The 23,459-nt window shown below is 70.9% G+C and carries 19 protein-coding genes; 9 read left to right on the top strand and 10 right to left on the bottom strand.

Annotation, left to right across the window (positions count from 1 at the left end):
- The first annotated feature begins 79 nt into the window (after window positions 1–79).
- The 5 genes from QA802_RS15785 (at window position 80) to QA802_RS15765 (ending at window position 5,518) form a co-directional block, all read left to right on the top strand.
- Entirely contained in the window at window positions 80–1,237 is a 1,158-nt protein-coding gene (locus QA802_RS15785) for a Gfo/Idh/MocA family protein (RefSeq protein ID WP_306952183.1), read from the top strand.
- Window positions 1,234–2,388, top strand: a complete 1,155-nt coding sequence (locus QA802_RS15780; RefSeq protein ID WP_334522690.1) for a dihydrodipicolinate synthase family protein — start codon at window positions 1,234–1,236, stop codon at window positions 2,386–2,388. Before QA802_RS15785 ends, QA802_RS15780 begins: the two co-directional genes overlap by 4 nt.
- Before the next feature lie 35 nt (window positions 2,389–2,423).
- Window positions 2,424–3,224, top strand: a complete 801-nt coding sequence (locus tag QA802_RS15775; RefSeq protein WP_416071002.1) for a sugar phosphate isomerase/epimerase family protein — start codon at window positions 2,424–2,426, stop codon at window positions 3,222–3,224.
- Between the two features lie 105 nt (window positions 3,225–3,329).
- Complete coding sequence (locus QA802_RS15770; protein WP_334522686.1) at window positions 3,330–4,760, top strand: AAA family ATPase; 1,431 nt, start codon at window positions 3,330–3,332, stop codon at window positions 4,758–4,760.
- Complete coding sequence (locus QA802_RS15765; protein ID WP_319171997.1) at window positions 4,757–5,518, top strand: HNH endonuclease; 762 nt, start codon at window positions 4,757–4,759, stop codon at window positions 5,516–5,518. Before QA802_RS15770 ends, QA802_RS15765 begins: the two co-directional genes overlap by 4 nt.
- A gap of 19 nt (window positions 5,519–5,537) precedes the next feature.
- Here QA802_RS15765 and QA802_RS15760 read toward each other — a convergent pair whose 3' ends face one another.
- Entirely contained in the window at window positions 5,538–5,804 is a 267-nt protein-coding gene (locus QA802_RS15760) for a hypothetical protein (RefSeq protein WP_334522684.1), read from the bottom strand.
- A complete protein-coding gene (locus tag QA802_RS15755; RefSeq protein WP_334522682.1) occupies window positions 5,801–6,103 on the bottom strand; it encodes a hypothetical protein in 303 nt (100 codons plus the stop codon). The genes QA802_RS15760 and QA802_RS15755 overlap by 4 nt, the downstream gene beginning before the upstream one ends.
- 162 nt (window positions 6,104–6,265) lie before the next feature.
- On the opposite strand from QA802_RS15755, the gene QA802_RS15750 reads away from it, so the two are divergent.
- Window positions 6,266–6,559, top strand: coding sequence for a GntR family transcriptional regulator (locus tag QA802_RS15750; RefSeq protein WP_334522680.1), 294 nt, complete (start codon window positions 6,266–6,268; stop codon window positions 6,557–6,559).
- A gap of 44 nt (window positions 6,560–6,603) precedes the next feature.
- On the opposite strand, the gene QA802_RS15745 is transcribed toward QA802_RS15750, so the two are convergent.
- From QA802_RS15745 to QA802_RS15730, 4 genes are all read right to left on the bottom strand, one after another.
- Window positions 6,604–7,815, bottom strand: a complete 1,212-nt coding sequence (locus QA802_RS15745; RefSeq protein ID WP_319172000.1) for an esterase/lipase family protein — start codon at window positions 7,813–7,815, stop codon at window positions 6,604–6,606.
- A gap of 399 nt (window positions 7,816–8,214) precedes the next feature.
- Window positions 8,215–8,604, bottom strand: a complete 390-nt coding sequence (gene rbsD / locus QA802_RS15740) for a D-ribose pyranase (RefSeq protein ID WP_334522677.1) — start codon at window positions 8,602–8,604, stop codon at window positions 8,215–8,217.
- The gene (gene rbsK, locus QA802_RS15735; RefSeq protein ID WP_334522675.1) at window positions 8,601–9,527 is read right to left on the bottom strand and encodes a ribokinase; all 927 of its coding nucleotides are present in this window, start codon (window positions 9,525–9,527) and stop codon (window positions 8,601–8,603) included. Before rbsK ends, rbsD begins: the two co-directional genes overlap by 4 nt.
- Window positions 9,528–9,601: 74 nt before the next feature.
- Window positions 9,602–11,539, bottom strand: a complete 1,938-nt coding sequence (locus QA802_RS15730; RefSeq protein WP_334522673.1) for an ABC transporter permease/substrate-binding protein — start codon at window positions 11,537–11,539, stop codon at window positions 9,602–9,604.
- A gap of 135 nt (window positions 11,540–11,674) precedes the next feature.
- On the opposite strand from QA802_RS15730, the gene QA802_RS15725 reads away from it, so the two are divergent.
- From QA802_RS15725 to QA802_RS15715, 3 genes are all read left to right on the top strand, one after another.
- Entirely contained in the window at window positions 11,675–11,998 is a 324-nt protein-coding gene (locus QA802_RS15725; protein WP_319172003.1) for a hypothetical protein, read from the top strand.
- Between the two features lie 98 nt (window positions 11,999–12,096).
- Window positions 12,097–14,361, top strand: a complete 2,265-nt coding sequence (recD2, locus tag QA802_RS15720; RefSeq protein ID WP_319172004.1) for an SF1B family DNA helicase RecD2 — start codon at window positions 12,097–12,099, stop codon at window positions 14,359–14,361.
- 263 nt (window positions 14,362–14,624) lie between these two features.
- Window positions 14,625–15,914 carry a citrate synthase gene (locus QA802_RS15715; RefSeq protein WP_319172005.1) on the top strand — a complete coding sequence of 430 codons (1,290 nt, stop codon included), beginning with the start codon at window positions 14,625–14,627 and terminating at the stop codon, window positions 15,912–15,914.
- Between the two features lie 299 nt (window positions 15,915–16,213).
- Here QA802_RS15715 and QA802_RS15710 read toward each other — a convergent pair whose 3' ends face one another.
- The 4 genes from QA802_RS15710 to QA802_RS15695 form a co-directional block, all read right to left on the bottom strand.
- Window positions 16,214–16,900, bottom strand: a complete 687-nt coding sequence (locus QA802_RS15710) for a response regulator (protein WP_319172006.1) — start codon at window positions 16,898–16,900, stop codon at window positions 16,214–16,216.
- Complete coding sequence (locus tag QA802_RS15705; protein ID WP_334522667.1) at window positions 16,897–18,309, bottom strand: sensor histidine kinase; 1,413 nt, start codon at window positions 18,307–18,309, stop codon at window positions 16,897–16,899. The genes QA802_RS15710 and QA802_RS15705 overlap by 4 nt, the downstream gene beginning before the upstream one ends.
- A gap of 9 nt (window positions 18,310–18,318) precedes the next feature.
- Entirely contained in the window at window positions 18,319–20,304 is a 1,986-nt protein-coding gene (locus tag QA802_RS15700; RefSeq protein ID WP_443042121.1) for an APC family permease, read from the bottom strand.
- 755 nt (window positions 20,305–21,059) lie between these two features.
- On the bottom strand, window positions 21,060–23,306 hold the full coding sequence (locus QA802_RS15695) for a heavy metal translocating P-type ATPase (protein ID WP_334522665.1): 2,247 nt from the start codon (window positions 23,304–23,306) through the stop codon (window positions 21,060–21,062).
- Window positions 23,307–23,459: the final 153 nt, after the last annotated feature.

Genomic DNA, 23,459 nt, shown 5'->3' with positions numbered 1-23,459 from the left:
GAGTGAGGCGTACGCGGCGCGCACAACCGCGTACGGAACGCGCAGGCACGCTGCGCACGACGCCTACGAAGGGATCGACGTGACACGCAAGACGGTGCGTATCGCCATGAACGGCGTGACCGGGCGCATGGGTTACCGCCAGCACCTGGTCCGCTCCATCCTCGCCCTCCGCGAACAGGGCGGCCTCGACCTCGGCGACGGCACCGTGCTGTGGCCGGAACCGGTCCTTCTCGGTCGTCGGGAGCATGCCCTGAAGGCGCTCGCGGAACAGCACGGACTGGACCCGCGGAACGTCTCCACCGACCTCGACGCGGTCCTCGCCGACCCGACCGTCGAGATCTACTTCGACGCCCAGGTCACCTCCGCCCGCGAGGAGGCGATCCGCAAGGCCGTCGCCGCCGGCAAGCACATCTACACCGAGAAGCCCACCGCCACCGGCCTCGACGGCGCCCTGGAGCTGGCCCGGCTGGCCACCGCCGCGGGCGTCAAGCACGGCGTCGTCCAGGACAAGCTGTTCCTGCCGGGCCTGCTCAAGCTCAAGCGCCTCATCGACGGCGGCTTCTTCGGCCGGATCCTCTCCGTGCGCGGCGAGTTCGGCTACTGGGTCTTCGAGGGCGACTGGCAGGCCGCCCAGCGCCCGTCCTGGAACTACCGCGCGGAGGACGGCGGCGGCATCGTCGTCGACATGTTCCCGCACTGGGAGTACGTCCTGCACGAGCTGTTCGGCCGGGTGAAGTCCGTCCAGGCGCTCACCGCCACCCACATCCCGCAGCGCTGGGACGAGCAGGACAAGCCCTACGACGCCACCGCCGACGACGCCGCCTACGGCGTCTTCGAGCTCGAGGGCGGGGCCATCGCGCAGATCAACTCCTCCTGGACCGTCCGCGTCAACCGCGACGAGCTCGTCGAGTTCCAGGTCGACGGCACCGAGGGCTCGGCCGTCGCCGGACTGCGCAACTGCCGCGTCCAGCACCGCTCCGCGACCCCCAAGCCGGTCTGGAACCCCGACATCCCCGCCACCGAGGTCTTCCGCGACCAGTGGCAGGAGGTGCCCGACAACGGCGAGTTCGACAACGGCTTCAAGGCCCAGTGGGAGCTGTTCCTCAAGCACGTCTACGCCGACGCTCCCTACCACTGGGACCTGCTGGCCGGCGCCCGAGGCGTCCAGCTCGCCGAGCTCGGCCTGAAGTCCTCCGCCGAGGGCCGCCGCCTCGAGGTCCCGGAGGTCACGCTGTGACCCTCCAGCTGCCCGACGCGAACGGCGGCCTGCGGACCTACGAACCCCGCACCGAGCCGCTCGCCCTCACCACCGGCGCGCCCTTCACCTCCCGCACGGTGTACTCGGCGGCGCACGTCGTCGCCGACCCGTTCGCGGACGTGTCGCCGGACTCGCCCGCCGCCGTCGACTGGGACGCCACCCTCGCCTTCCGCCGCCACCTGTGGTCGCACGGGCTCGGCGTCGCCGAGGCGATGGACACCGCCCAGCGCGGCATGGGCCTGGACTGGGCGGGCGCGGCCGAGCTGATCCGCCGCTCCGCCGCCGAGGCCAAGGCCGTCGGCGGCCGCATCGCCTGCGGCGTCGGCACCGACCAGCTCACCGCCGGCGGGACGCTCGCCGAGGTCCGCGCGGCCTACGAGGAGCAGCTCGCCCTCGTCGAGGCCTCCGGCGCACGCTCCATCCTGATGGCGTCGCGCGCCCTGGCCGCGGCGGCGACCGGCCCCGAGGACTACCTGGACGTCTACGGCCACCTGCTGCGCCAGTCCGCCGAGCCGGTGATCCTGCACTGGCTGGGCCCGATGTTCGATCCGGCGCTGGACGGTTACTGGGGCTCGTCCGACCTGGACGCGGCCACGGACACCTTCCTCGAGGTCATCGCCGTCCACCCCGACAAGGTCGAGGGCATCAAGGTCTCGCTGCTGGACGCCGGGCGCGAGATCGACATCCGGCGCCGGCTGCCGCAGGGCGTGCGCTGCTACACCGGCGACGACTTCAACTACCCGGAGCTGATCGCGGGCGACGAGCAGGGCTTCAGCCACGCCCTCCTCGGCATCTTCGACCCGCTGGGCCCGCTGGCGGCGGAGGCGGTCCGCGTCCTCGACACGGGGAACGTAACGGGTTTCCGCTCGTTGCTGGATCCGACGGTCGAGCTCTCCCGCCACCTCTTCCAGACGCCCACCCGTTTCTACAAGACGGGCGTGGTGTTTCTGGCCTGGCTGGCAGGCCACCAGTCGCACTTCACGATGGTCGGCGGACTGCAGTCGGCCCGCTCCCTCCCGCACTTCGCCCGCGCCTACGAACTCGCCGACGGCCTCGGCCTGTTCCCGGATCCGAAGCTGGCCGAGGAGCGGATGAAGAACGTGCTCGCCCTGTACGGAGTGACCCAGTGAGCAGCCCGGATCTGACCCGCTTCTCCATCAACCAGATGACGGTGAAGCAGCTGTCGCTGCCCGAGCTGGTTGCCGCCTGCGGTGACCTGGGCGTGACGAACGTCGGCCTGTGGCGCGAGCCCGTGCAGACTTACGGCGTGGAGGCGAGCGCCAAGCTGGTCCACGACGCCGGCCTGACGGTGACGACCCTGTGCCGCGGCGGCTTCCTCACGGCGATCGACCCGGACGCGCGGGCGGCGGCCCTCGCCGACAACCGCCGGGCGGTCGACGAGGCGGCGGCCCTCGGCACCGAGGTGCTGGTCCTGGTCTCCGGCGGCCTGCCCGCCGGCTCCAAGGACCTGCACGGCGCCCGCGAACGCATCGCCGACGCCCTCGCCGTCCTCGGCCCCTACGCCGAGGAACACGGGGTGAAACTCGCCATCGAGCCGCTGCACCCCATGTACGCCGCCGACCGCTGCGTGGTCTCCACCCTCGCCCAGGCCCTCGACCTGGCCGAACGCTTCCCGGCCCACCAGGTCGGCGTCACCGTCGACACGTACCACATCTGGTGGGACGACCAGGCTCCCGCCCAGATCGCCCGGGCGGGCGCGGGCGGCCGCATCCACACCTTCCAGCTCGCCGACTGGACGACCCCGCTCCCCGAGGGCGTCCTGACCGGCCGCGGCCAGATCGGCGACGGCGCGATCGACATGCGCGAGTGGCAGGGGTACGTGGAGGCGGCCGGCTACACGGGCGCGATCGAGGTCGAGCTGTTCAACGACGGCCTGTGGGCGAGGGACGGGCGGGAAGTCCTCGCCGAGACCGCGCAACGCTTCGTGTCCCACACGGCAGCCTGAGGCAGGCAGCGTGACGCTCCGGTGGCCTGCCCGCTCCTGATACGAACGGGCAGGCCACGGTCGTAGGATCGGGCGCGACACCCCGACGAACGGACGCCGCCGCCCATGTACGTCAGCCGGATCCTCGTGAAGGACATCAAATCCTTCCACGGCCCCCGCGAGGTCGACCTCGTCCTGACCCGCCCCGACGGCAGTCACGCCGGGTGGACGGTGCTCGCCGGTCGCAACGGGTCGGGCAAGACGACGCTGCTGCGGGCCATGGCGCTGGCGCTCAGCGGTCCCGCGGTGGCACGGGGTCTGGTGCCGGGCTTCGAGAACTGGGTGACCGAGCACAGCACCGCGGGGGAGGTCAAAGTCGAGATCGTCCGGGACGCGAACCACGACCGGTTCTCGCAGGGCCGCCCCCCTGCCGGCGCGGTCCCCGCCGGACTCCGCTGGACCACGCCCCGGGACGGGATGGCCGGCCGGGTCCCCGTCCGCAGAGGCGTCCTTCCTGGTCTGCAGGAGATCAGGTACACCAAGGCACAGACCAGCATCGCCCGTCGCGGGCCGTGGGCGGACAACCCCGCGGGCTGGTTCAGTGCGGCCTACGGGCCGTTCCGGCGGATGGCCGGCGGTTCGGGCGAGGTGCAGCGGCTGATGCTGACGTCCGGGCCCGTGGCCAGGCACGCGAGCCTCTTCCACGAGGACGCCTCGCTCGCCGAAGGCGTCGCCTGGCTGATCGAGCAGCATCTGCGCGCGCTGGAACGCCGCCCGGGCGCCGCCAGGTTGAAGCGGTTCGCGCTGGCACTCCTCGGCGACGGACTGCTGCCGGACGGCTACCGGATCGTCGACGTCGACTCCGACGGCCTATGGGTGGAGCGGCAGGGCAGCCGCTTCCCGATGCGGGAGATGAGCGACGGATTCCGTACCGTGGCCGCTCTGGTCGTCGACGTCCTCAAGCAGTTGCACGACGCGTTCGGCGCCGACCTGTGGGAGTCGGGCCTCACGGAGGTCGACGACGGGTCGATGCGTCTGATGACGCCGGGTGTCGTCATCATCGACGAGATCGACGCCCATCTGCACGTCTCCTGGCAGCGCCGTATCGGCCCGTGGCTGACCTCCCACTTCCCCCGCATCCAGTTCATCGTCACCACCCACAGCCCGTACATCTGCCAGGCCGCGGATCCCGGCGGTCTGATCAGACTGCCCGGCGTGGACGAGGCGCTCCCACCCGAGGTCATCGGCCAGGACCTGTACGACCGGGTGGTGTACGGCAGCGGCGACGACGCGGTCCTCTCGGACCTGTTCGGCCTGGACACCCCGTACTCGGAGCGCGCCGAACGGGCCAGGGCCGAGTTCGTGGACCTGGAGGCACGGATCTACGACGGGACCACGTCCGGCGAGTCGCTGGCGCGCTACAAGGAGCTGAAGGCACGGCTCGCGAGTTCGCCGTCGGCCCGCGTGGACGAGGTGTCGGCCCACCTCCACCGCCTGGCGGAGGAGATCGCCGAGGGGGCGAAGGACGCCGAGGGCGCGAAAGACGACGCGGAGTGATCCGTCTGCGCCGTGCCCTCCTGCCCGCGGCCACGACGGAACGACTGGCGGACTACACCGCCGAAATCCGGCAGCGGGCCACGGAGAAGGAACGCAAGGACCGGGCGAGGGAACTCTGGGCGAACCGCCGGCAGGTCCGCCCCGCACTCGTCGCCGGGCTCGCGGAGATGGCGCCCGGCCGCGAACGCTGCATGTACTGCGGTGACAGCCAGGGCACCGACATCGACCACTTCGAGCCGAAGAGCCTCGCTCCGCTGCGTACCTTCGACTGGCTCAACCATCTGCTCGCCTGCTCGTTCTGCAACAGCAACCAGAAGCGGAACCTCTTCCCCACCGCGGCCGACGGCAGCCCGCTGCTCGTCGACCCGTCGGCCGAGGACCCGTTGGACCACCTACGGCTGGTGCTCCCGCTCGGAACGTACCGGGGGCTGACCGACCGGGGGCAGGCCTGTATCGAGGTGTTCGGCCTGAACACGAGAGCAGTCCTGGTGGAAGGCCGCAGGGACGCCTACGCGACGGCCAGGCACTCCATCGAGCTGTGGCGCATAGCCATGGACAGGGGACAGCGTGACAAGGCGACGGAAATCGTCCGGGTCACCTGGAACCGTCCCCTCATCGACGTGCTGGTCGCCATGTTCCATCAGTCCGGCCATCCGGCGGCCGACGCCCTGTTCGCGGGGGAGGAGGAGATCCTCGACCTCCTCCTCGACGCCGAACTGCGGTCCGCGTTCCTGCATTTCAGGGGCCTCAGCTACTGACGGCGCTACGCCGAGCACGCTATGCCGAGCGCTCCCTGTCCGCCGCCATGATGCCGACGCATTCTTCGAGCGCCGCGTGCAGCGACGGCACGAACGCGGCGAGTTCGGCGTCGGACGACCTGCCGGCCTCCAAAACGGCCCCGACGACCGCCACCAGGACGGCGGAGGCCTTCAGCGCGTGCGCGTCGGCCAGTTCCTCCAGCACGCCGCCGGAACGCGCGACCACGAACGACTCCTTGCCCGTGGCGGGGTCGACGCCGAGGCTGCGGAACCGTCGCGCGCTCACGCGGCGGCCTCCGCCGGGACGTAGTCCTGTCCAAGGGTGGCGAGGACCGCCGGGCGCCGCCGTTCCCGCTGGAGGCGCCCGCGGTCCAGGGCGTCGCGTTCGCGTTCCCAGACGGCGAGGTACGGCCTGACCAGGGGCAGGCCGTCGGCGAGGATCACGTCCCCGGGGCGCGGCCGCGTACGACGGGCGTGAGCGGGTTGCTGCGCGGAGACCGCCGGGAACGGGTCGGGTGCGAGGCGGCGGCGCGCTCCGCGCGGCGGCAGGAAAAGGCTCAGGATGGCGGCCAGTAGGCTGCGCACAGGTCGACTCCTCTGTAGTCGGCTCAGCCCCGGCACGGAAGCTCTCACCCTTCCCGCCGGGGCGTTCTCGTTGGGCGGGCCTCATCGTATCGCCTTGTATCGATTCGTAGCGAGACGTATCCCAAAGTGTGAGTAGCACTCCCGTTGCCTAGCGTCGACTTCATGAACCCCGACGCTGAGATCGACCACGGAGCGCCACTGACCCCGTACCGACAGCTGGCCGAGATTCTGCGGGCGCAGATCCAACGCGGCGACTGGCAGCCCGGGCGGATGCTGCCGAGCGAGGCTCAGCTTGTGCAGAAGTACGGCATCGCGCGGACCACCGTGCGGCGAGGTCTCGGCCTGCTGGCGGACGAAAGCTGGGTGTACGCCGTTCCACAACGCGGATGGTTCGTCTCCGACCCCCTGCCGCCCGCTCCCGAGAGTGGCGAAGGGGCCACCCTCCGCCAGGTGTGAGCGGATGGGCGGCCCCTGTTGACGCCTGGGCGTGACGCGGCGCGTCAGTCGGGCAGGCGGTCCAGCAGCCAGGTGCACAGCTCCTCGGTGATCCCGGTGTGCGGCGTGGTCGTCGACGAACAGACGAAGTCGTCCAACTCGCTCTCGTCCGGGGACAGTTCGTCGACCTTCGCGTACAGGTCGGCCTGCGTCTCGATGTCGCGGATGGCGACCGCGCTCACCGACGGCACGAAGCACACCTCCTCGTGCCGCAGGTCCACCGTGCCGCCGAGCTTCTCCATCGCGTCGGCGAGGATCTTGTACGTGTGCAGGGTGCCGCCGGGCGCGCCGTCCAGCTCCGGGAAGCCGTCGGTGGTGATGGTGTCGTCGGCCTTGGGGAAGCGCCGGTTCAGGTAGGCGACCGTCACGTCGTCGCCCTGGGCCTGCGTGTAGAAGGTGGTGCCCGGGTAGATCCGGTCGATCCGCAGCGCGATGTCACCGGGCGCGACGTCCGGCAGGCCGATCCCGTCGCCGCGTCCGTTGGCGATGGCGATCGTGCGGGGGATCCGAGGCCAACCGCCCACCCGGTCCAGCGCCGCCAGGAACTCGGTGCGCTCCGGGGCGACGCCGATTTTCCCGGTGTCCTTGTCGTAGTGGCGCCACAGCATCTGACGGGCCGCCGGGCTGTCCATCTGCTTCGCGAAGTCGTTGGCGAACGGGATGAAGTACGAGAACGCCTGCACGCCGATGGGGATGGACGCGCCGCGGTGCGGGCTGTCGTAGGAGAAGTACAGCGCGGTCTGGTGATGCACCCGCTGCCTCTCCAGCTTGGCCAGCGCGTAACGGGTGACGATGCCGCCCATGCTGAACCCGCCGACGACCAGGGGGGCGTCGCCCTGCTTCTGGGCGTTGGCCTGCATGACGGCGGCGACGGCGGCTTCCGCGTTGTCCAGGATCGACGCGCTGCGTTCCTCGAACCCGAGCAGGATCACGTCCCTGCCGCGGCGGCGCAGTTCGCTGATGAAGGGATGGCCGCCCTCCAGCCCCTGGTACAGCTTGTCGAGCTCGCTGCGACCGAGCTTGAATCCGTCGGCCATGATCACGGGGCGGACGAGATTGCCGGGGGTGTCGTTGCCCTCGCCCCGGAAGATCCAGGCGAAGCCGTTCGGCAGGGTCCAGTCCTCGTGGTCAGGCACCTCGACGGGGCGGGCGGGTTCGGCGGTGACGGCGGCACCGAGGGTGAAGGCGCCGACGTTGGGCTCGGCTGTCTCCGACATGGTCGTACTCCTTGCGGGAGGGGCGGTGAACGACCACATCATGGAGGGCGATTTGCCCGTGTCACCCGTTTGACCAGCGCGGTTCATTACAAGTGATGCAATGGGCCCGGGAGGTGTTTGATGCGTCCGGCATGTGCCTTTGGCCCGTTCTGTTCGCTCCGCCGTTCGCACCGCGCTGTGGGCGTCGGAAGGGCTGCCAGAAATTTCCGGAAGCCGTGCAACCCTTCCGCGACTCCGCGTGTCATACGTGGCGTCAGGGCTTCTGGAGGGGGATCCGGGGGGATCGCGGGGGTTCTGGTACGGAGGGGAAAAGCCGAGGGGGCCTGGTCGATGGACCAGACCCCCTCGAAGCTTTTGCGCCGACCGGCGCCCCCCGTCGGCGGGCCCCCTCGGCGGGTCTCAGAAGAAGACGCCGCACCTGAGCAGCACGTTCGCGTACGGGCGGGCCTCGCCCGTGCGGACGATCAGCCGGGCCCCCGCCGACAGCTCCTTCAGCTCCTCGTGCGGGACGTACGACAGTGCCCGGAAGCGGTCCGCCAGCAGCCCGGCCGCCGCCGGGTTCGCCTCGCGGACCTCCTCCGCCGCCGTCGCCCCCTCCACGACCAGTTCGTCGAGCAGCCCGTCGACCACTTCCGCGAACGAGGGAATCCCCGCCCGGAAGGCGAGGTCGACGACCCGGGGGCCGTCCGGTATCGGCATGCCGACGTCGCACACCAGCACCCCGTCGCCGTGCCCCAACTCGGCCAGCGCACCGGCGAGATGACGGTTGAGGATCCCGGTCTTCTTCACCGGACCTCACCGTCCCCGGAAGCGAGCGCCTCGACCTCGTCCGCCGTCGGGAACGACTCCTGCGCGCCACGCCGGGTCACGGCGACCGCCCCGACCCGCGCCGCGTACGCCGCGGCCTCGGCCAGGGACGCGCCCGTGCCCAGCTTCCACGCCAGCGCCGCGGTGAAGGAGTCACCCGCCCCCGTCGTGTCGACGGCGTCCACCTTCACGGACGCGATCGGGGCGACGCCCTCCGCGGTCGCCACCAGCGAGCCTTCCGAACCCAGCGTCACGACCACGGACTTCGGCCCCCTGGCGAGCAGGGTCCGCGCCCAGTCCTCGGGCGACTCGCCGGTGGCGGCGTCGCCGAGGAGCACCTTCGCCTCGTGCTCGTTGACGATCAGCGTGTCGCAGGCCGCGAGCAGCACGGCGGGCAGCGGACGCGGCGGGGAAGGGTTCAGCACGAAGAGGCTGCCCGGCTCCAGGCTCGCCGCCACCGCCACGACCGTCTCCAGCGGGATCTCCAGCTGCGCCGACACCACCCGGGAGGACCGGACGAGACGGCCGGCGTCCTGGACGTCCGCCGGCGTCAGCCGGCCGTTCGCGCCCGGTGACACCACGATGCTGTTGTCGCCCGACGGGTCCACCGTGATCAGCGCGACGCCGGTCGGCGCCCCGCCCACCAGGACGCCCGCCGTGTCGACCCCGGCCGCCCGCTGCGAGTCGAGCAGCAGCCGGCCGTGCGCGTCGTCGCCGACCCGCGCCAGCAGGGCCGTACGCGCGCCGAGACGGGCCGCCGCGACGGCCTGGTTCGCGCCCTTGCCGCCGGGGTGGACCGCCAGGTCGCCGCCGAGCACCGTCTCTCCGGCCTCCGGACGCCGCTCGACGTCGATCACCAGGTCGGCGTTGGCCGACCCCACGACCAGAAGGTCGTAGTCGTACATGAAGTGACTCCCCTGCAACGTGACGTGAGGCGGGCGGTCCCGAGAAGGGTGACCGCCCGCCTTCGTGTTCGGTGTCAGCCGCTGAACCCGGCCACGTTCTCCTTCGTGACCACCTTCACCGGTACCTTCACCGTCTCCTCGACCTTCTTGCCCTGCAGCGCCCGCACCGCGTTGTCCACGGCGATCTTCCCCAGCTGCGACGGCTGCTGCGCCACGGACGCGTACAGCGTGCCCTGTTCAACGGCCTTCAGCCCGTCCGGAGTTCCGTCGAACCCGACGACCTGGATCGACGTGCCGGCCTTCGCGCCGAGCGCCTTGATCGCGCCGAGCGCCATCTCGTCGTTGGCGGCGATGACGCCCTGCACGTCCGGGTGGGCCTGGAGCAGGTTCGGCATCACGTCGAGTCCCTTGGTGCGGTCGAAGTCGGCCGGCTGCTGGGCGACCACCTGGATGCCCGGGTAGGCCTTCAGCCCCTTGGCGAAGCCCTCCGCCCGCTCCCGGGCCGCCGACGTGCCGGCCTGGCCCTGGAGGATCACGATCTTGCCGGTGCCGCCCAGCTTCTCGGCGACCGTCTTCGCGGCCAGCTCGCCCCCCGCCACGTTGTCGGAGGCGACGAGCGCGTCCACCGAGGCCTTGTTGACGCCCCGGTCGACCGCGATGACCGGGATCTTCGCCTTGTCGGCGGCCTTCACCGAGTTGCCCGCCGCGTCCGAGTCCACCGGGTTGACGATGATCGAGTCGAGGCCCGAACTGGTGAAGTTCTGCAGCTGGTTGGCCTGCTGCGAGGCGTCGTTCTGCGCGTCGGTGACCGTCAGGTCCACGCCCAGCTTCTTCGCCTCGGCCTTCGCGCCCGCCTGGATCTGCACGAAGAACGGGTTGTTCAGCGTCGACAGCGCCAGACCGATCCGCGGGTTCGCGGTCGACGAACCGCCGCCGTGCAGGAGCGAGGTCGCGCCGACGATCGCCACGGTCACGACCGCCGCGAGTCCGTACGTCGCCGCCTGCCTGCCCTTGCCGCCGCCCGAGCCGAACCCGGCCGTCACCGGGGTCGCCCCCGCCTTGCGGCGCACGGTGTCCAGCAGCACCGCCAGCGCGATGACCACGCCGATGACGACCTGCTGCCAGAACGCGGAGACCGACAGCAGGTTCAGGCCGTTGCGCAGCACCGCGAGGATCAGCGCGCCGATCAGGGTGCCCGACGCCTTGCCCGTGCCGCCGGCGAGGGAGGCGCCGCCGATGACGACCGCGGCGATCGCGTCCAGCTCGTAGCCGTCGGCGGCCTGCGGCTGCGCCGACGACAGCCGGGCAGCCAGCACGACGCCCGCCACGGCCGCGAAAACCCCGGACAGCGCGTAGATCGCGAGCTTCTGCTTCTTCACCCGCAGACCCGACAGCCGGGCCGCCTCCTCGTTGCCGCCGATGGCGCACATCGAGCGCCCGATGTACGTGGGGCCGAGCACGAACGCGGCGAGCAGACCCATCACGATCATGACGAGCACCGGCGCCGGCAGCCAGCCGCCGAGCGTGTCGCCGAGGTGCGAGACCGAGTCGGGGAAGGCGATCGGGGAGCCCTCGGAGATCACCAGCGACAGTCCGCGCGCCACGGACAGCATCGCGAGCGTCGCGATGAACGGCGGCAGTTTGCCGTACGCGATGAGGAAACCGTTCACCAGACCGGCCGCGATGCCCGTGGCGACGGCCAGCATCACCGCCAGGACCACCCGCACGCCGTGCTGGGTCGCGCTCCAGGCGAGCACGGTGGCCGACAGCGCCGCCACTGAGCCGACCGACAGGTCGATGCCCGCCGCGACGATCACGAAGGTCACGCCGAAGGCGAGGACGGCGGTCACGGCCGCCTGGACGCCCACGTTGAGCAGGTTGTCGGTGGTCAGGAAGTCGCCCGACAGCGCCGACATGGCGATGACGAGGACGATCAGCGCGGTGAGCGCGCCGTTGCCGAGGAGCAGACGGCGGACCGCCGCGCGCCTTCGCCGCCCATGAGGCGGAATCAACCCCTCCGCCTCATCCCGCAACCGGATCGTGATGTGCGGCCGCCGGAGGGACGCCGACGCGCACGAGGCCTGTCCTAGGCTGCCCCTGTCGTCACGGGTGGCATGCCCGTGCCAATCGAGAGGGGAGAATCGAATATGCGCGCAGTCCGGATACTCGGTGCGTCCATGGGGGCGGCCGCCCTGGTCGGGACCTCGTTCGTCGTCGCCACTCCAGCGTCCGCGGCGAGCTGTACCGCCAAGGCCCTCGAGACCGTCGTCATCCGGGCCACGAAGAGCACTGGCGGCACGGGTCTCGCCCAGCTCAACAAGGGCCAGAGCGCGCCGGCCGACTGCACGATGCACTACGGGACCTCCTCGTACGAGAAGTGCGGCATCGTCAGCAAGCGCTGGGTGAAGGTCACGAGGAGCGGTGTCACCGGTTATGTGGTCGGCACCTGCGTGATCGTCGACAGGGACTGACCCCGGCTGCCCGCCGGACCGGACTGTCGTCGCCCGCCGGGCCGTGCTGCCGGTTCCGGGCGGACCGGGTTGTCGGTGCCGGGCGGTACGGTCGGTTCATGTCCCAAGAGACGGGGGCCGCCCAGGCGGCGGGCGAGCGGCGGACGGCCACGCTGGAAGGCGTGCTCGAGCGCATCACGTACGCCAACGAGGAGAACGGCTACACGGTCGCCCGTGTCGACACCGGCCGGGGCGCGGGCGACCTCCTCACGGTCGTCGGCGCGCTCCTCGGCGCCCAGGTCGGCGAGTCGCTGCGCATGGAGGGCCGTTGGGGCTCCCATCCGCAGTACGGCAAGCAGTTCACCGTCGAGAACTACACGACCGTGCTGCCCGCCACCATCCAGGGCATCCGCCGCTATCTGGGATCCGGCCTGATCAAGGGCATCGGGCCGGTCTTCGCCGACCGCATCACCCAGCACTTCGGCATGGACACCCTGAAGATCATCGAGGAGGAGCCGAAGCGGCTCGTCGAGGTCCCCGGGCTCGGCCCCAAGCGTACGAAGAAGATCGCCGACGCCTGGGAGGAACAGAAGGCGATCAAGGAGGTCATGCTCTTCCTGCAGACCGTCGAGGTGTCCACCTCCATCGCGGTCCGCATCTACAAGAAGTACGGCGACGCCTCCATCTCCGTCGTGAAGAACCAGCCCTACCGGCTCGCCGCCGACGTCTGGGGCATCGGCTTCCTCACCGCCGACAAGATCGCCCAGTCCGTCGGCATCCCGCACGACAGCCCCGAGCGGGTCAAGGCCGGCCTCCAGTACGCGCTGTCCCAGGCCACCGACCAGGGTCACTGCTACCTCCCCGAGGAGCGGCTGATCGCCGACGCCGTGAAGCTGCTCCAGGTCGACACCGGCCTGGTCATCGAGTGCCTCGCCGGCCTCGCGGCGCCCCCCGAGGAGGGCGAGGACCCCGGAGTCGTCCGGGAGAAGGTCCCGGGGCCGGACGGCGGAGCGGCACAACCCGTCACGGCCGTCTACCTGGTCCCCTTCCACCGGGCCGAACTCTCCCTCTCCGCCCAGCTGTTGCGCCTTCTGCGCACCGACGAGGACCGGATGCCGGCCTTCCGTGACGTGGCCTGGGAGAAGGCGCTGGCCTGGCTGAAGTCCCGCACGCGGGCGGAGCTCGCCCCCGAGCAGGAGGCCGCCGTCAAGCTGGCGTTGACCGAGAAGGTGGCCGTGCTGACCGGCGGCCCCGGTTGCGGCAAGTCGTTCACCGTCCGCTCGATCGTGGAGCTGGCCCGCGCGAGGAAGGCGAAGGTCGTACTGGCGGCGCCCACCGGCCGCGCCGCCAAGCGGCTCGCCGAGCTGACCGGCGCGGAGGCGTCCACCGTCCACCGCCTGCTGGAGCTCAAGCCCGGCGGCGACGCGGCCTACGACCGCGAACGCCCGCTGGACGCCGACCTGGTGGTGGTCGACGAGGCGTCGATGCTGGACCTGCTCCTTGCCAACAAGCTGGTCAAGGCCGTGCCGCCGGGCGCGCACCTGCTCTTCGTGGGGGACGTCGACCAGCTGCCCAGCGTCGGCGCGGGCGAGGTCCTGCGCGATCTGCTGGCCGACGGCAGTCCGGTTCCGGCGGTGCGGCTCACGCGCGTGTTCCGCCAGGCACAGCAGTCGGGCGTGGTGACCAACGCGCACCGCATCAACGCCGGACAGCACCCGGTCACCGACGGCATGAAGGACTTCTTCCTCTTCGTCGAGGACGACACCGAGGAGACCGGCCGCCTCACGGTGGACGTGGCCGCCCGGCGCATCCCGGCCAAGTTCGGTCTGGATCCGCGCCGGGACGTGCAGGTGCTGGCGCCCATGCATCGCGGGCCGGCCGGCGCCGGCGCCCTGAACGGCCTTCTCCAGCAGGCGGTCACGCCCGGCCGCCCCGACGTGCCCGAGAAGCGCTTCGGCGGCCGGGTCTTCCGCGTCGGCGACAAGGTCACCCAGATCCGCAACAATTACGACAAGGGGAAGAACGGTGTCTTCAACGGCACTGTGGGCGTGGTGACCTCGCTCGATCCGGTCGACCAGCGGCTCACGGTGCTGACCGACGAGGACGAGGAGGTCCCGTACGAGTTCGACGAGCTGGACGAGCTGGCCCACGCGTACGCGGTGACCATCCACCGCTCCCAGGGAAGTGAATATCCCGCGGTGGTGATCCCCGTCACCACCGGAGCATGGATGATGCTGCAGCGGAATCTTCTGTACACGGCCGTCACCCGCGCGAAGAAGCTGGTCGTCCTCGTCGGCTCCCGCAAGGCGATCGGCCAGGCGGTGCGCACGGTGTCGGCGGGCCGCCGCTGCACGGCCCTGGACTTCCGGCTCGCGGGCCGGTGACCTGAGCCGGCCGCCCGAGCGATCCGCGGCGGCGGCGCGGGGCGGCGGGGGCGGCGAAAAAATGATCGATCAAATGAGTCACGAAGGTCACAGAGCACTTCCCAGGCCGTGACCGAGGCGGCAGGATGAGCTGGTTGGCGGCACTGAGTGCCGTCGATGAGCCCATTGGTCGACCCCGAGTGCACTCTCGTGCGCCAAATGGGGGATGGTAGAGACAGTCAGGGCAACCTCGAAGAAGAGGCACAACGTCGGTGAGGGATGACGTGAGCGACAACTCTGTAGTACTGCGGTACGGCGACGGCGAGTACACCTACCCGGTGATCGACAGCACCGTCGGCGACAAGGGCTTCGACATCGGGAAGCTCCGCGCCCAGACCGGTCTGGTGACCCTGGACAGCGGCTACGGCAACACCGCCGCCTATAAATCCGCCATCACCTACCTTGACGGCGAGCAGGGCATCCTCCGGTACCGCGGCTACCCGATCGAGCAGCTGGCCGAGCGGTCGACCTTCCTCGAGGTCGCCTACCTCCTGATCAACGGCGAGCTGCCGACCGTGGACGAGCTCTCCGTCTTCCAGAGCGACATCACGCAGCACACCCTGCTGCACGAGGACGTCAAGAACTTCTACCGCGGCTTCCCGCGCGACGCGCACCCGATGGCCATGCTGTCGTCGGTGGTCTCGGCGCTGTCCACGTTCTACCAGGACAGCCACAACCCGTTCGACGAGAAGCAGCGCAACCTCTCGACGATCCGGCTGCTCGCCAAGCTTCCGACGATCGCGGCGTACGCCTACAAGAAGTCGATCGGCCACCCGTTCGTCTACCCGCGCAACGACCTCGGCTACGTCGAGAACTTCCTGCGCATGACGTTCTCCGTGCCGGCCCAGGAGTACGACCTCGACCCGGTCGTCGTCTCCGCGCTCGACAAGCTGCTGATCCTGCACGCGGACCACGAGCAGAACTGCTCCACGTCCACGGTCCGCCTGGTCGGTTCGTCCCAGGCCAACATGTTCGCGTCGATCTCGGCCGGTATCTCCGCCCTGTGGGGCCCGCTGCACGGCGGCGCCAACCAGTCCGTGCTGGAGATGCTCGAGGGCATCCAGGCGGGCAGCGGTGACGTCGACTCCTTCATCCGCAAGGTGAAGAACAAGGAGGACGGCGTCCGCCTGATGGGCTTCGGCCACCGGGTGTACAAGTCCTTCGACCCGCGCGCGAAGATCATCAAGGCGGCCGCGCACGACGTCCTCTCCGCCCTCGGCAAGTCCGACGAACTGCTGGACATCGCCCTGAAGCTGGAGGAGCACGCGCTCTCCGACGACTACTTCGTCTCGCGCAACCTCTACCCCAACGTCGACTTCTACACCGGCCTCATCTACCGGGCCATGGGCTTCCCGACCGAGATGTTCACGGTCCTCTTCGCCCTCGGCCGCCTCCCGGGCTGGATCGCCCAGTGGCACGAGATGATCAAGGAGCCGGGTTCCCGCATCGGCCGCCCGCGCCAGATCTACACCGGCGTGGTCGAGCGCGACTTCGTCCCCGTCGAGCAGCGCTAGCGCCTCCGGCGATGAGCGGGCGGTACCAGACGCCCTTCGCATGACGTCCGACTGCCCGGGACCAGCGTCCCGGGCAGTCGCATGTCCGGAGGCAGACGCTGCCGGGTGCTGGTGCGGTGCGGGTGCGGGCGGAGGTCAGGTCCTCGCGGGTGCCGGAGACGGTCGGCTCGCGGATGAGCCCGACCGGCGAGGCGAAGACGTGGAAGATCGGGCGCCCGTCGGCGGTGGTGTCCGGGCGCTCGCGCGACGAGGTGAAGTCGACCCTCAGGTTCCGCCGTCCGGGGGCGGCGATCGCGGAGTCAGGCGGGGGCTTCGGGGGTGAAGCGGTAGCCGATGCCGGGTTCGGTGATGAGGTAGCGGGGCCGGGAGGGCTCCGGTTCGAGTTTGCGGCGGAGGTTGGCGAGGTGCACGCGCAGGTAGTTGGTCTCCTTCTCGTAGCGGGGCCCCCAGACCTCATGGAGGAGTTGGCGTTGGGTGACCAGGAGCCCGGGGTGGCGGACGAGGATCTCCAGCAGGTGCCATTCGGTGGGGGTGAGCCGGATCTCGCCGGCTGCGGTGGTGACGCGCTTGGCGGCCAGGTCGACGCTGAAGGCCGCTGTGGTGATCACGGGCTGTTCGTCGGCGGGGGTGGCGCGGCGTAGGGCGGCACGGATCCGGGCGAGGAGTTCGCCCATGCCGAAAGGTTTGGTGACGTAGTCGTCGGCGCCGGCGTCCAGGGCGTTGATCTTGGCGGTCTCGTCGTGGCGGGCGGACAGGACGATGATCGGGGCGGTGGACCAGCCGCGGAGGCTTTCGACGATGTTGATGCCGTCGAGGTCGGGCAGGCCGAGGTCGATGACGGCCAGGTCGGGGGCGGCGGAGGCGGCGGCCCGCAGGGCGGTGGTGGCGTCGGGGGCGGCGTTGGTCCGGTAGCCGCGGGCGGTAAGGGCGATGGTCAGGGCGCGCAGCAGGTGGGGGTCGTCGTCGACGATGAGGATGCGGGTCATGGTGCTGTGGGGAGGGTGAGGGTCATGGTCAGGCCGCCGCCGGGGGTGTCGGTGGGAGTGAGCGTGCCGTTCATGGCTTCGGTGAAGCCGCGGGCGATGGCCAGGCCCAGGCCGAGACCGTGACGGGTGGTGTGGTCGTTCAGTCGCTGGAAGGGCGTGAACATGAGTTCTCGCTGGTCGGCGAGGACACCGGGGCCGTGGTCGGTGATCTGCAGGCGAATCACGTTTCCTTCCTGGCGGGCGTGCACGTGCACGGGTCGGCCGGGTGGTCCGGCGTCGAGGGCGTTGGCGACCAGGTTGGCGATGACGCGTTCCAGCAGGCCGGGATCAGCCCAGGCAGGCGGCAGGTCGTCGGGGACGTCGACGTCGACGGCGCGTCCGGGAGGTGGCTGGGTGTGCAGGAGGGCGGCGGCTGTGATCTCGTCCACGGCGGTGGCGCGGGGGTGGACGCTGAGGGCGCCGACTTGCAGGCGGCTGAGCGCGAGGAGGTTTTCGACCAGGTCGTTCATCTTGTCGGCGGAGGCGTCGACGGTGGCCAGGAGTTCGGCTTGCTGGGCGTCGGTGAGGCCCAGGTCGGGCTCGCGCAGGCTGGACACGCACGCTTTGATGCCGGCGAGCGGGGTGCGCAGGTCATGGCCGACGGCTGCCAGGAGGGCGGCGCGCAGTTTGTCGATCTCGGTCAACTCCCGTGCGCGGGCGGCTTGGGCGGCCAGGCGTTCGGCTTGCAGCGCGCGGGCGGCGGCGGTGGCCAGCAGGGTGAGGAAGCGCTGGTCGGCGGCGAAGACGGCCGGGCCGTCCGCCACCAGCCGCAGGCGCTCCCCGGCCGGTGCGGACAGTGTCGGATCAGCCGACGGCGGGTCGCCGGCGACGGCGACCGGGTGTTCGCCGTCGGCGTCGCGTTCCAGCAGCGCGGCGCCGGTCATGCCGAAGGTGTCCCGGACGTGCTCCAGCACCACGCTGAGCGGCCGTTGATCCAGAGGGGCCTCGGTGATGCGGGCCAGCAGGGCGGCCTCGACGCCGCTGCGGGCGGCGGCGGCGCGCTGCCGGGCGGCCAGGTCGACCGTGACGCTGACGGTAGTGGCGACCGCCACGTAGACGGCCAGGGTGATGACCAGGTCGCGGTTCTCGACGCTCAGGGTGTGGAAGGGCGGGACGAAGAAGAAGTTGACCAGCGCGTCTGAGGCCACGGCGGTGGCCAGTGCCAGGCGCAGGCCGCCGGTGGCGGCCACGAGGACCACCGCGGTGAGGTAGATCAGCACGGTGCTCGCCAGCGACAGGGAGCCCCGCACGGGCACCAGGGCCGCGGTGAGGACCGCCAGGCTCGCCGCGACGGCGCCGGCCGTGGCCAGCCTGCGGCCCGTACTCGTGCGGCGCCGTTCACCGTGGTGTGTCGGATCCCGCCTCTCCATGATCGAACGCTAACCGACCGTCGCCCCGGCGCCAGGTGAGGCGGGACCCGGCTGTCCTTCGGTCAAGCGGTCGCTGGAGTCCAGCTGCCACGGCACGCTGGTGACCATCACCCCGCGCTGGAACAGCAGCCGGGCCTTGAACCGCAGCGCCGACTGGTTGTGCAGCAGATGCTCCCACCAGTGGCCGACCACATACTCGGGGATGTAGACGGCGATGAGGTCCTGCGGGTGCTCCTCGTGCAGGCGGGCGATGTGCCCCAGGACCGATCCGGTGATGTCGCGGTACGGGGAGGCGATCACCGTCAGCGGCACCGGGATCTCCCGCTCCTCCCACTCCGCGCGCAGTGTCCGCTCCTCCTCCTCGCTGATCTCGACGGTCAGCGCGGTGAGGGTGTCCGGGCGGGTGGCGCGGGCATAGCCCAGCGCCCGCAGGGTGGGAAGGTGCAGCCGGGAGACCAGCACCACCGCGTGGATACGGCTGGGCAGCACCATGCCGCCCGGCTGCGGCCTCAGCTCGCGGGCCACCCGGTCGTAATGGCGGCGGATGCCGCGCATCATCGCGTACAGCACCGGCATGGCGATCACCACGAGATAGGCGCCGTGGCTGAACTTGGTGACCAGGACCACTACCAGCACGAGCGCGGTCAGGCAGGCTCCCACCGCGTTGATCACCCGGGAGCGGTGGATGCGTGGACGCCGCACAGGATCGGCCGATCGGGCCAGCTCCCGGTTCCAGTGCCGGACCATGGCGGCCTGGGAGAGGGTGAAGGAGGTGAACACGCCGAGGATGTAGAGCTGGATCAGACGGGTCACCGACCCGTCGAAGGCATAGATCAGGACGCCGGCGACCATGGCCAGGATGACGATGCCGTTGGAGAACGCCAGCCGGTCCCCGCGGGTGTGGAGCTGCCGGGGCAGGTAGCGGTGCTCGGCCAGGATCGCCGCCAGCAGCGGGAAGCCGTTGAAGGCGGTGTTGGCCGCCAGGATCAGGATCAGCGCGGTGGCGGCCTGGATGTAGAAGAACATCACCGAATGCGTGCCGCCGAACACCGCCGCGGCGATCTGCGCGATCACCGTGCGCTGGGTTCCGGTCGCGCAGTTCCCGGGGAAGCCGACCAGTTGGCAGGCGTCGTCCACGTAGTGAACGCGGCTGATCACGGCCAGCGCGGTGATGCCGGCGAACATGATGATCGACAGCCCGCCCATCACTGCCATGGTGGTGGCCGCGTTGCGTGACTTGGGGGGCTTGAACGCCGGTACTCCGTTGGAGATGGCCTCCGCTCCGGTCAGCGCCGTGCAGCCGGAGGAGAACGCCCGCAGCGCCAGCAGCATCAGTGCCGTTCCGGTCAGCCCCACGTGCCCCGGCTCCGCCCGGACCTGCCAGCCGGCGCTCTCGGCCACCGGCGCGTGACCGAACGCCGACTGGAGCAGTCCGATGACGATCATCGCCAGCACGCCCACGACGAACAGGTATGTCGGCACCGCGAACAGCCGGCCCGACTCGCGGACGCCGCGCAGGTTCATCGCGGTCAGCAGCACGACGAAGCCCAGGTTCACCATGACCCGGTAGGCATCCAGCGCGGGCACCGCGGAGATGATGTTGTCCACCCCGGCCGCCACCGACACGGCAACCGTCATCACGTAGTCCACCAGCAGGGCCGAGGCCACGACCAGCCCGGCCCACGGGCCGAGGTTGCGCGAGGCCACCTCGTAGGAGCCTCCACCGGAGGGATAGGCCTGCACCACCTGCCGGTAGGACAGCACCACGACCGTCAGCAGCACCACCACTGCGGCCGCCACCCACGGCGCCAGGTGCAGATAGGCCAGCCCGCCCAGCGTCAGCACCAGCAGGATCTCCTGCGTCGCGTACGCCACCGACGACAAGGGGTCACTGGCGAAGACGGGCAGGGCGATCCGTTTGGGCAGCATCTGCTCGCCCAGACGGTCACTACTCAGGGGGCGGCCCACGATCAGCCGCTTGAACGGTATCGACACAAGCGGCAGCCAACGCGCCCGTCCCCGTGCCGCCCGAATCTTCGCGCCTTCTTGACGCCGCCGTCGTCGGTCTTCACGCGGTCTTGGCGGACCGCTGCCGGGACGGGAGCTCCACGTCCTTCTCCTGCCGACCGGGTCGTCGGCCGACGACCCGCGGGCTCAGCCGACCCGGCTCGCGGGCTTTCCGTGTGCGGGCATACGGAAGGCGCCCCGGCGCCAGTCCCCCCACGGGCCGACGACCAGGGCGCCTTCCCATGTCCCGGTGCGGATTCCCCCCACGGGATCCGGCCGGGCGTTGTGAGGACAGCGCCTGAATTCGCTGTTTTTCCTTACGGTATGCGGTTGTTGTGCCTGCGGGTGAGCAGAACGAGCAGAACTGCCCTACCACCGCAGTGTGCGGCCTGCCGGGACAACGCACGCTGGGAGGGCCGCTCAAAGCTTCCCGGTGTGCGTGCCCCGGCAACGCATCGCTGAGGAAGTCCCCCAAGACATCCTCAGACGTCAGGGCACGCCCCCCAAGACGCTTCCTGACATCGTCAACTTAGACCTTCGAACCCCTTCGATGGTTACCTTCACATCACTGTGATCTGTGTCTCTTGCATATGTCCGTTAGATGCGCAAGAGACCGGATACGGCGATCGGGGCCCAAGCGTAAGGATGATGCGCGAGCCTTGTGAAGAGCTTATGTGAGGTACGCGCAGGACTCCAGGGTTCTCGTCGAAAGGCCTGGTCCTACTCGGCGGTACGGTCCGTCCTCACTTGAAGGCGCGCAGCCGCAGGCTGTTGGTGACGACGAACAGCGACGAGAACGCCATCGCCGCCCCCGCGATCATCGGGTTCAGCAGTCCCGCCGCGGCCAGCGGCAGCGCCGCCACGTTGTAGCCGAAGGCCCACACCAGGTTCCCCTTGATCGTGGCGAGGGTCCGCCGGGACAGCCGGATCGCGTCCGCGGCCACCCGCAGGTCGCCGCGCACCAGCGTCAGGTCGCTCGCCTCGATCGCCGCGTCGGTGCCCGTCCCCATGGCCAGTCCCAGGTCGGCGGTGGCGAGCGCGGCCGCGTCGTTGACCCCGTCCCCGACCATGGCGACGACTCGACCCTCGCCCTGCAGCCGCCGCACGACGTCGACCTTGTCCTCCGGCAGCACCTCGGCGACGACCCGGTCGATTCCGACGGCCTCCGCGACCGCCTCCGCGACCCTTCGGTTGTCCCCGGTCAGCAGCACCGGCGTGAGCCCCAGCGCCCGCAGCTCCCGCACCGCCTCCGCGCTCGTCTCCTTGACCGTGTCGGCGACCGCGAGCACCCCGCGCGCCACGCCGTCCCACCCGGCGACGACGGCCGTCATACCGCCCCGCTCGGCCTCGTCCCTGGCGCGCGCCAACTCCTCGGGCAGGGACGCGAACAGGCGTCCCACGGCCACCTCGCGGCCCTCCACCAGCCCGCGCACGCCCCGGCCGGGCACGTTCTCGAACCGTTCGGCCGCCGGCAGCCCGCCGACCCGCTCCTCGGCGCCCGCGGCCACCGCCCGGGCGACCGGGTGCTCCGAGGCGTGCTCCAGGGCGCCCGCGAGCCGCAGCAGCAGCCGCTCGTCCACGCCGTCGGCGACGACGACGTCCTGAAGGGTCATCCGTCCGGTGGTGACGGTGCCGGTCTTGTCGAGGACGACGGTGTCGACGCGGCGCGTGGACTCCAGGACCTCCGGGCCCCTGATGAGGATGCCGAGCTGCGCGCCACGCCCGGTGCCCACCATGAGCGCGGTGGGCGTGGCGAGCCCGAGCGCACACGGGCAGGCGATGATCAGCACGGCGACGGCCGCCGTGAACGCGGCGACCGTGTCGCCCGTCGCCACGAGCCAGCCACCGAAGCAGGCGAGCGCGAGCAGCAGCACCGCCGGCACGAACACGCCGGAGATCCGGTCGGCCAGCCGCTGCACCTCGGCCTTCCCGTTCTGCGCCTCCTCCACCAGCCGCGCCATACGGGCGAGCCGGGTGTCCGCGCCGATCCGGGTCGCCTCGACGACCAGCCGGCCGCCCGCGTTCACGGTGGCCCCGGTGACGGCGTCGCCCGGCGTGACGTCCACCGGCACGGACTCACCGGTCAGCATGGAGGCGTCCACGGCGGACGTGCCCTGTACGACCGTCCCGTCGGTGGCGACCTTCTCGCCGGGCCGCACCACGAACCGGTCCCCGACCGCCAGCCGGTCGACGGGGATCCGCACCTCGCGCCCGTCCCGCAGCACGGCGACGTCCTTCGCGCCCAGCTCCATCAGCGCCCGCAGAGCCGCTCCCGCGCGCCGCTTGGAGCGGGCCTCGAGATAGCGGCCGAGCAGGATGAAGGCGGTGACGCCGGCGGCGACCTCGAGATAGATCGTCGAGGCGCCGTCGGTGCGGGAGACGGTGAGCTCGAAGGGGTGCCGCATGCCGGGCATCCCCGCGTCGCCGAAGAACAGCGCCCACAGCGACCAGCCGAGCGCGGCCAGCGTGCCGACGGAGACCAGGGTGTCCATGGTGGCCGCGCCGTGCCGCAGGTTCGTCCAGGCCGCCCGGTGCAGCGGTGCGCCGCCCCAGACCACCACCGGGGCGGCGAGCGTCAGCGAGAGCCACTGCCAGTTGTCGAACTGCAGGGACGGGACCATCGCGAGCAGCACGACAGGCGCGGCGAGCAGGGCGCTGACGAGGAGACGGTGGCGCAGGTCCGTCAGCTCGGGGTCCCGCGGGGCGTCGTCGGCCTCCTGCTGGGCGGGCTCGGGCGCGGGTTCCTCGGCCGTGTAACCGGTCTTCACGACGGTCGCGATCAGGTCGGCGACCTCGACGCCGGCCGGATAACTGGCCCGCGCCTTCGCGGTCGCGTAGTTGACCGTGGCGGTCACGCCGTCCATGCGGTTGAGCTTCTTCTCCACCCGTGCCGCGCAGGAGGCGCAGGTCATCCCGCCGATCAGCAGCTCGACCTCGGAAGGGGGAGCGGCTGTCGCGGACTCGGCGGCGGAGGTGGCGGTGCTGGTCATGTCCGTACTCCAGAAAACGGACCGGGCCGTACGGAACCAGTATCAGCTGGTCGGCACGGCCCGGTGAATGCCTCGGGATGGGGAAGCGTCGGCTCGGACCCGGCGGTGCTGCTCGGGCCGGGCGGTCCTGCTCGGGCCGGGCGGGCCTGTGCT

The sequence above is a fragment of the Streptomyces sp. B21-105 genome (assembly GCF_036898465.1).
In the GTDB taxonomy this organism is placed as follows: domain Bacteria; phylum Actinomycetota; class Actinomycetes; order Streptomycetales; family Streptomycetaceae; genus Streptomyces.
The sequence above is the reverse complement of the archived record's forward strand: the minus strand, read 5'-3'. Positions and strand labels throughout refer to the sequence as shown.

What these genes read in the sequence shown, in the direction of transcription:
- QA802_RS15775 (WP_416071002.1), top strand. Translation starts at nt 2,424, where the DNA reads ATGACGGTGAAGCAGCTGTCGCTGCCCGAGCTGGTTGCCGCCTGCGGT.
- QA802_RS15770 (WP_334522686.1), top strand. Translation starts at nt 3,330, where the DNA reads ATGTACGTCAGCCGGATCCTCGTGAAGGACATCAAATCCTTCCACGGC.
- QA802_RS15750 (WP_334522680.1), top strand. Translation starts at nt 6,266, where the DNA reads ATGAACCCCGACGCTGAGATCGACCACGGAGCGCCACTGACCCCGTAC.
- QA802_RS15745 (WP_319172000.1), bottom strand. Translation starts at nt 7,815, where the DNA reads ATGTCGGAGACAGCCGAGCCCAACGTCGGCGCCTTCACCCTCGGTGCC.
- rbsK (WP_334522675.1), bottom strand. Translation starts at nt 9,527, where the DNA reads ATGTACGACTACGACCTTCTGGTCGTGGGGTCGGCCAACGCCGACCTG.
- QA802_RS15725 (WP_319172003.1), top strand. Translation starts at nt 11,675, where the DNA reads ATGCGCGCAGTCCGGATACTCGGTGCGTCCATGGGGGCGGCCGCCCTG.
- recD2 (WP_319172004.1), top strand. Translation starts at nt 12,097, where the DNA reads ATGTCCCAAGAGACGGGGGCCGCCCAGGCGGCGGGCGAGCGGCGGACG.
- QA802_RS15710 (WP_319172006.1), bottom strand. Translation starts at nt 16,900, where the DNA reads ATGACCCGCATCCTCATCGTCGACGACGACCCCCACCTGCTGCGCGCC.
- QA802_RS15705 (WP_334522667.1), bottom strand. Translation starts at nt 18,309, where the DNA reads ATGGAGAGGCGGGATCCGACACACCACGGTGAACGGCGCCGCACGAGT.
- QA802_RS15695 (WP_334522665.1), bottom strand. Translation starts at nt 23,306, where the DNA reads ATGACCAGCACCGCCACCTCCGCCGCCGAGTCCGCGACAGCCGCTCCC.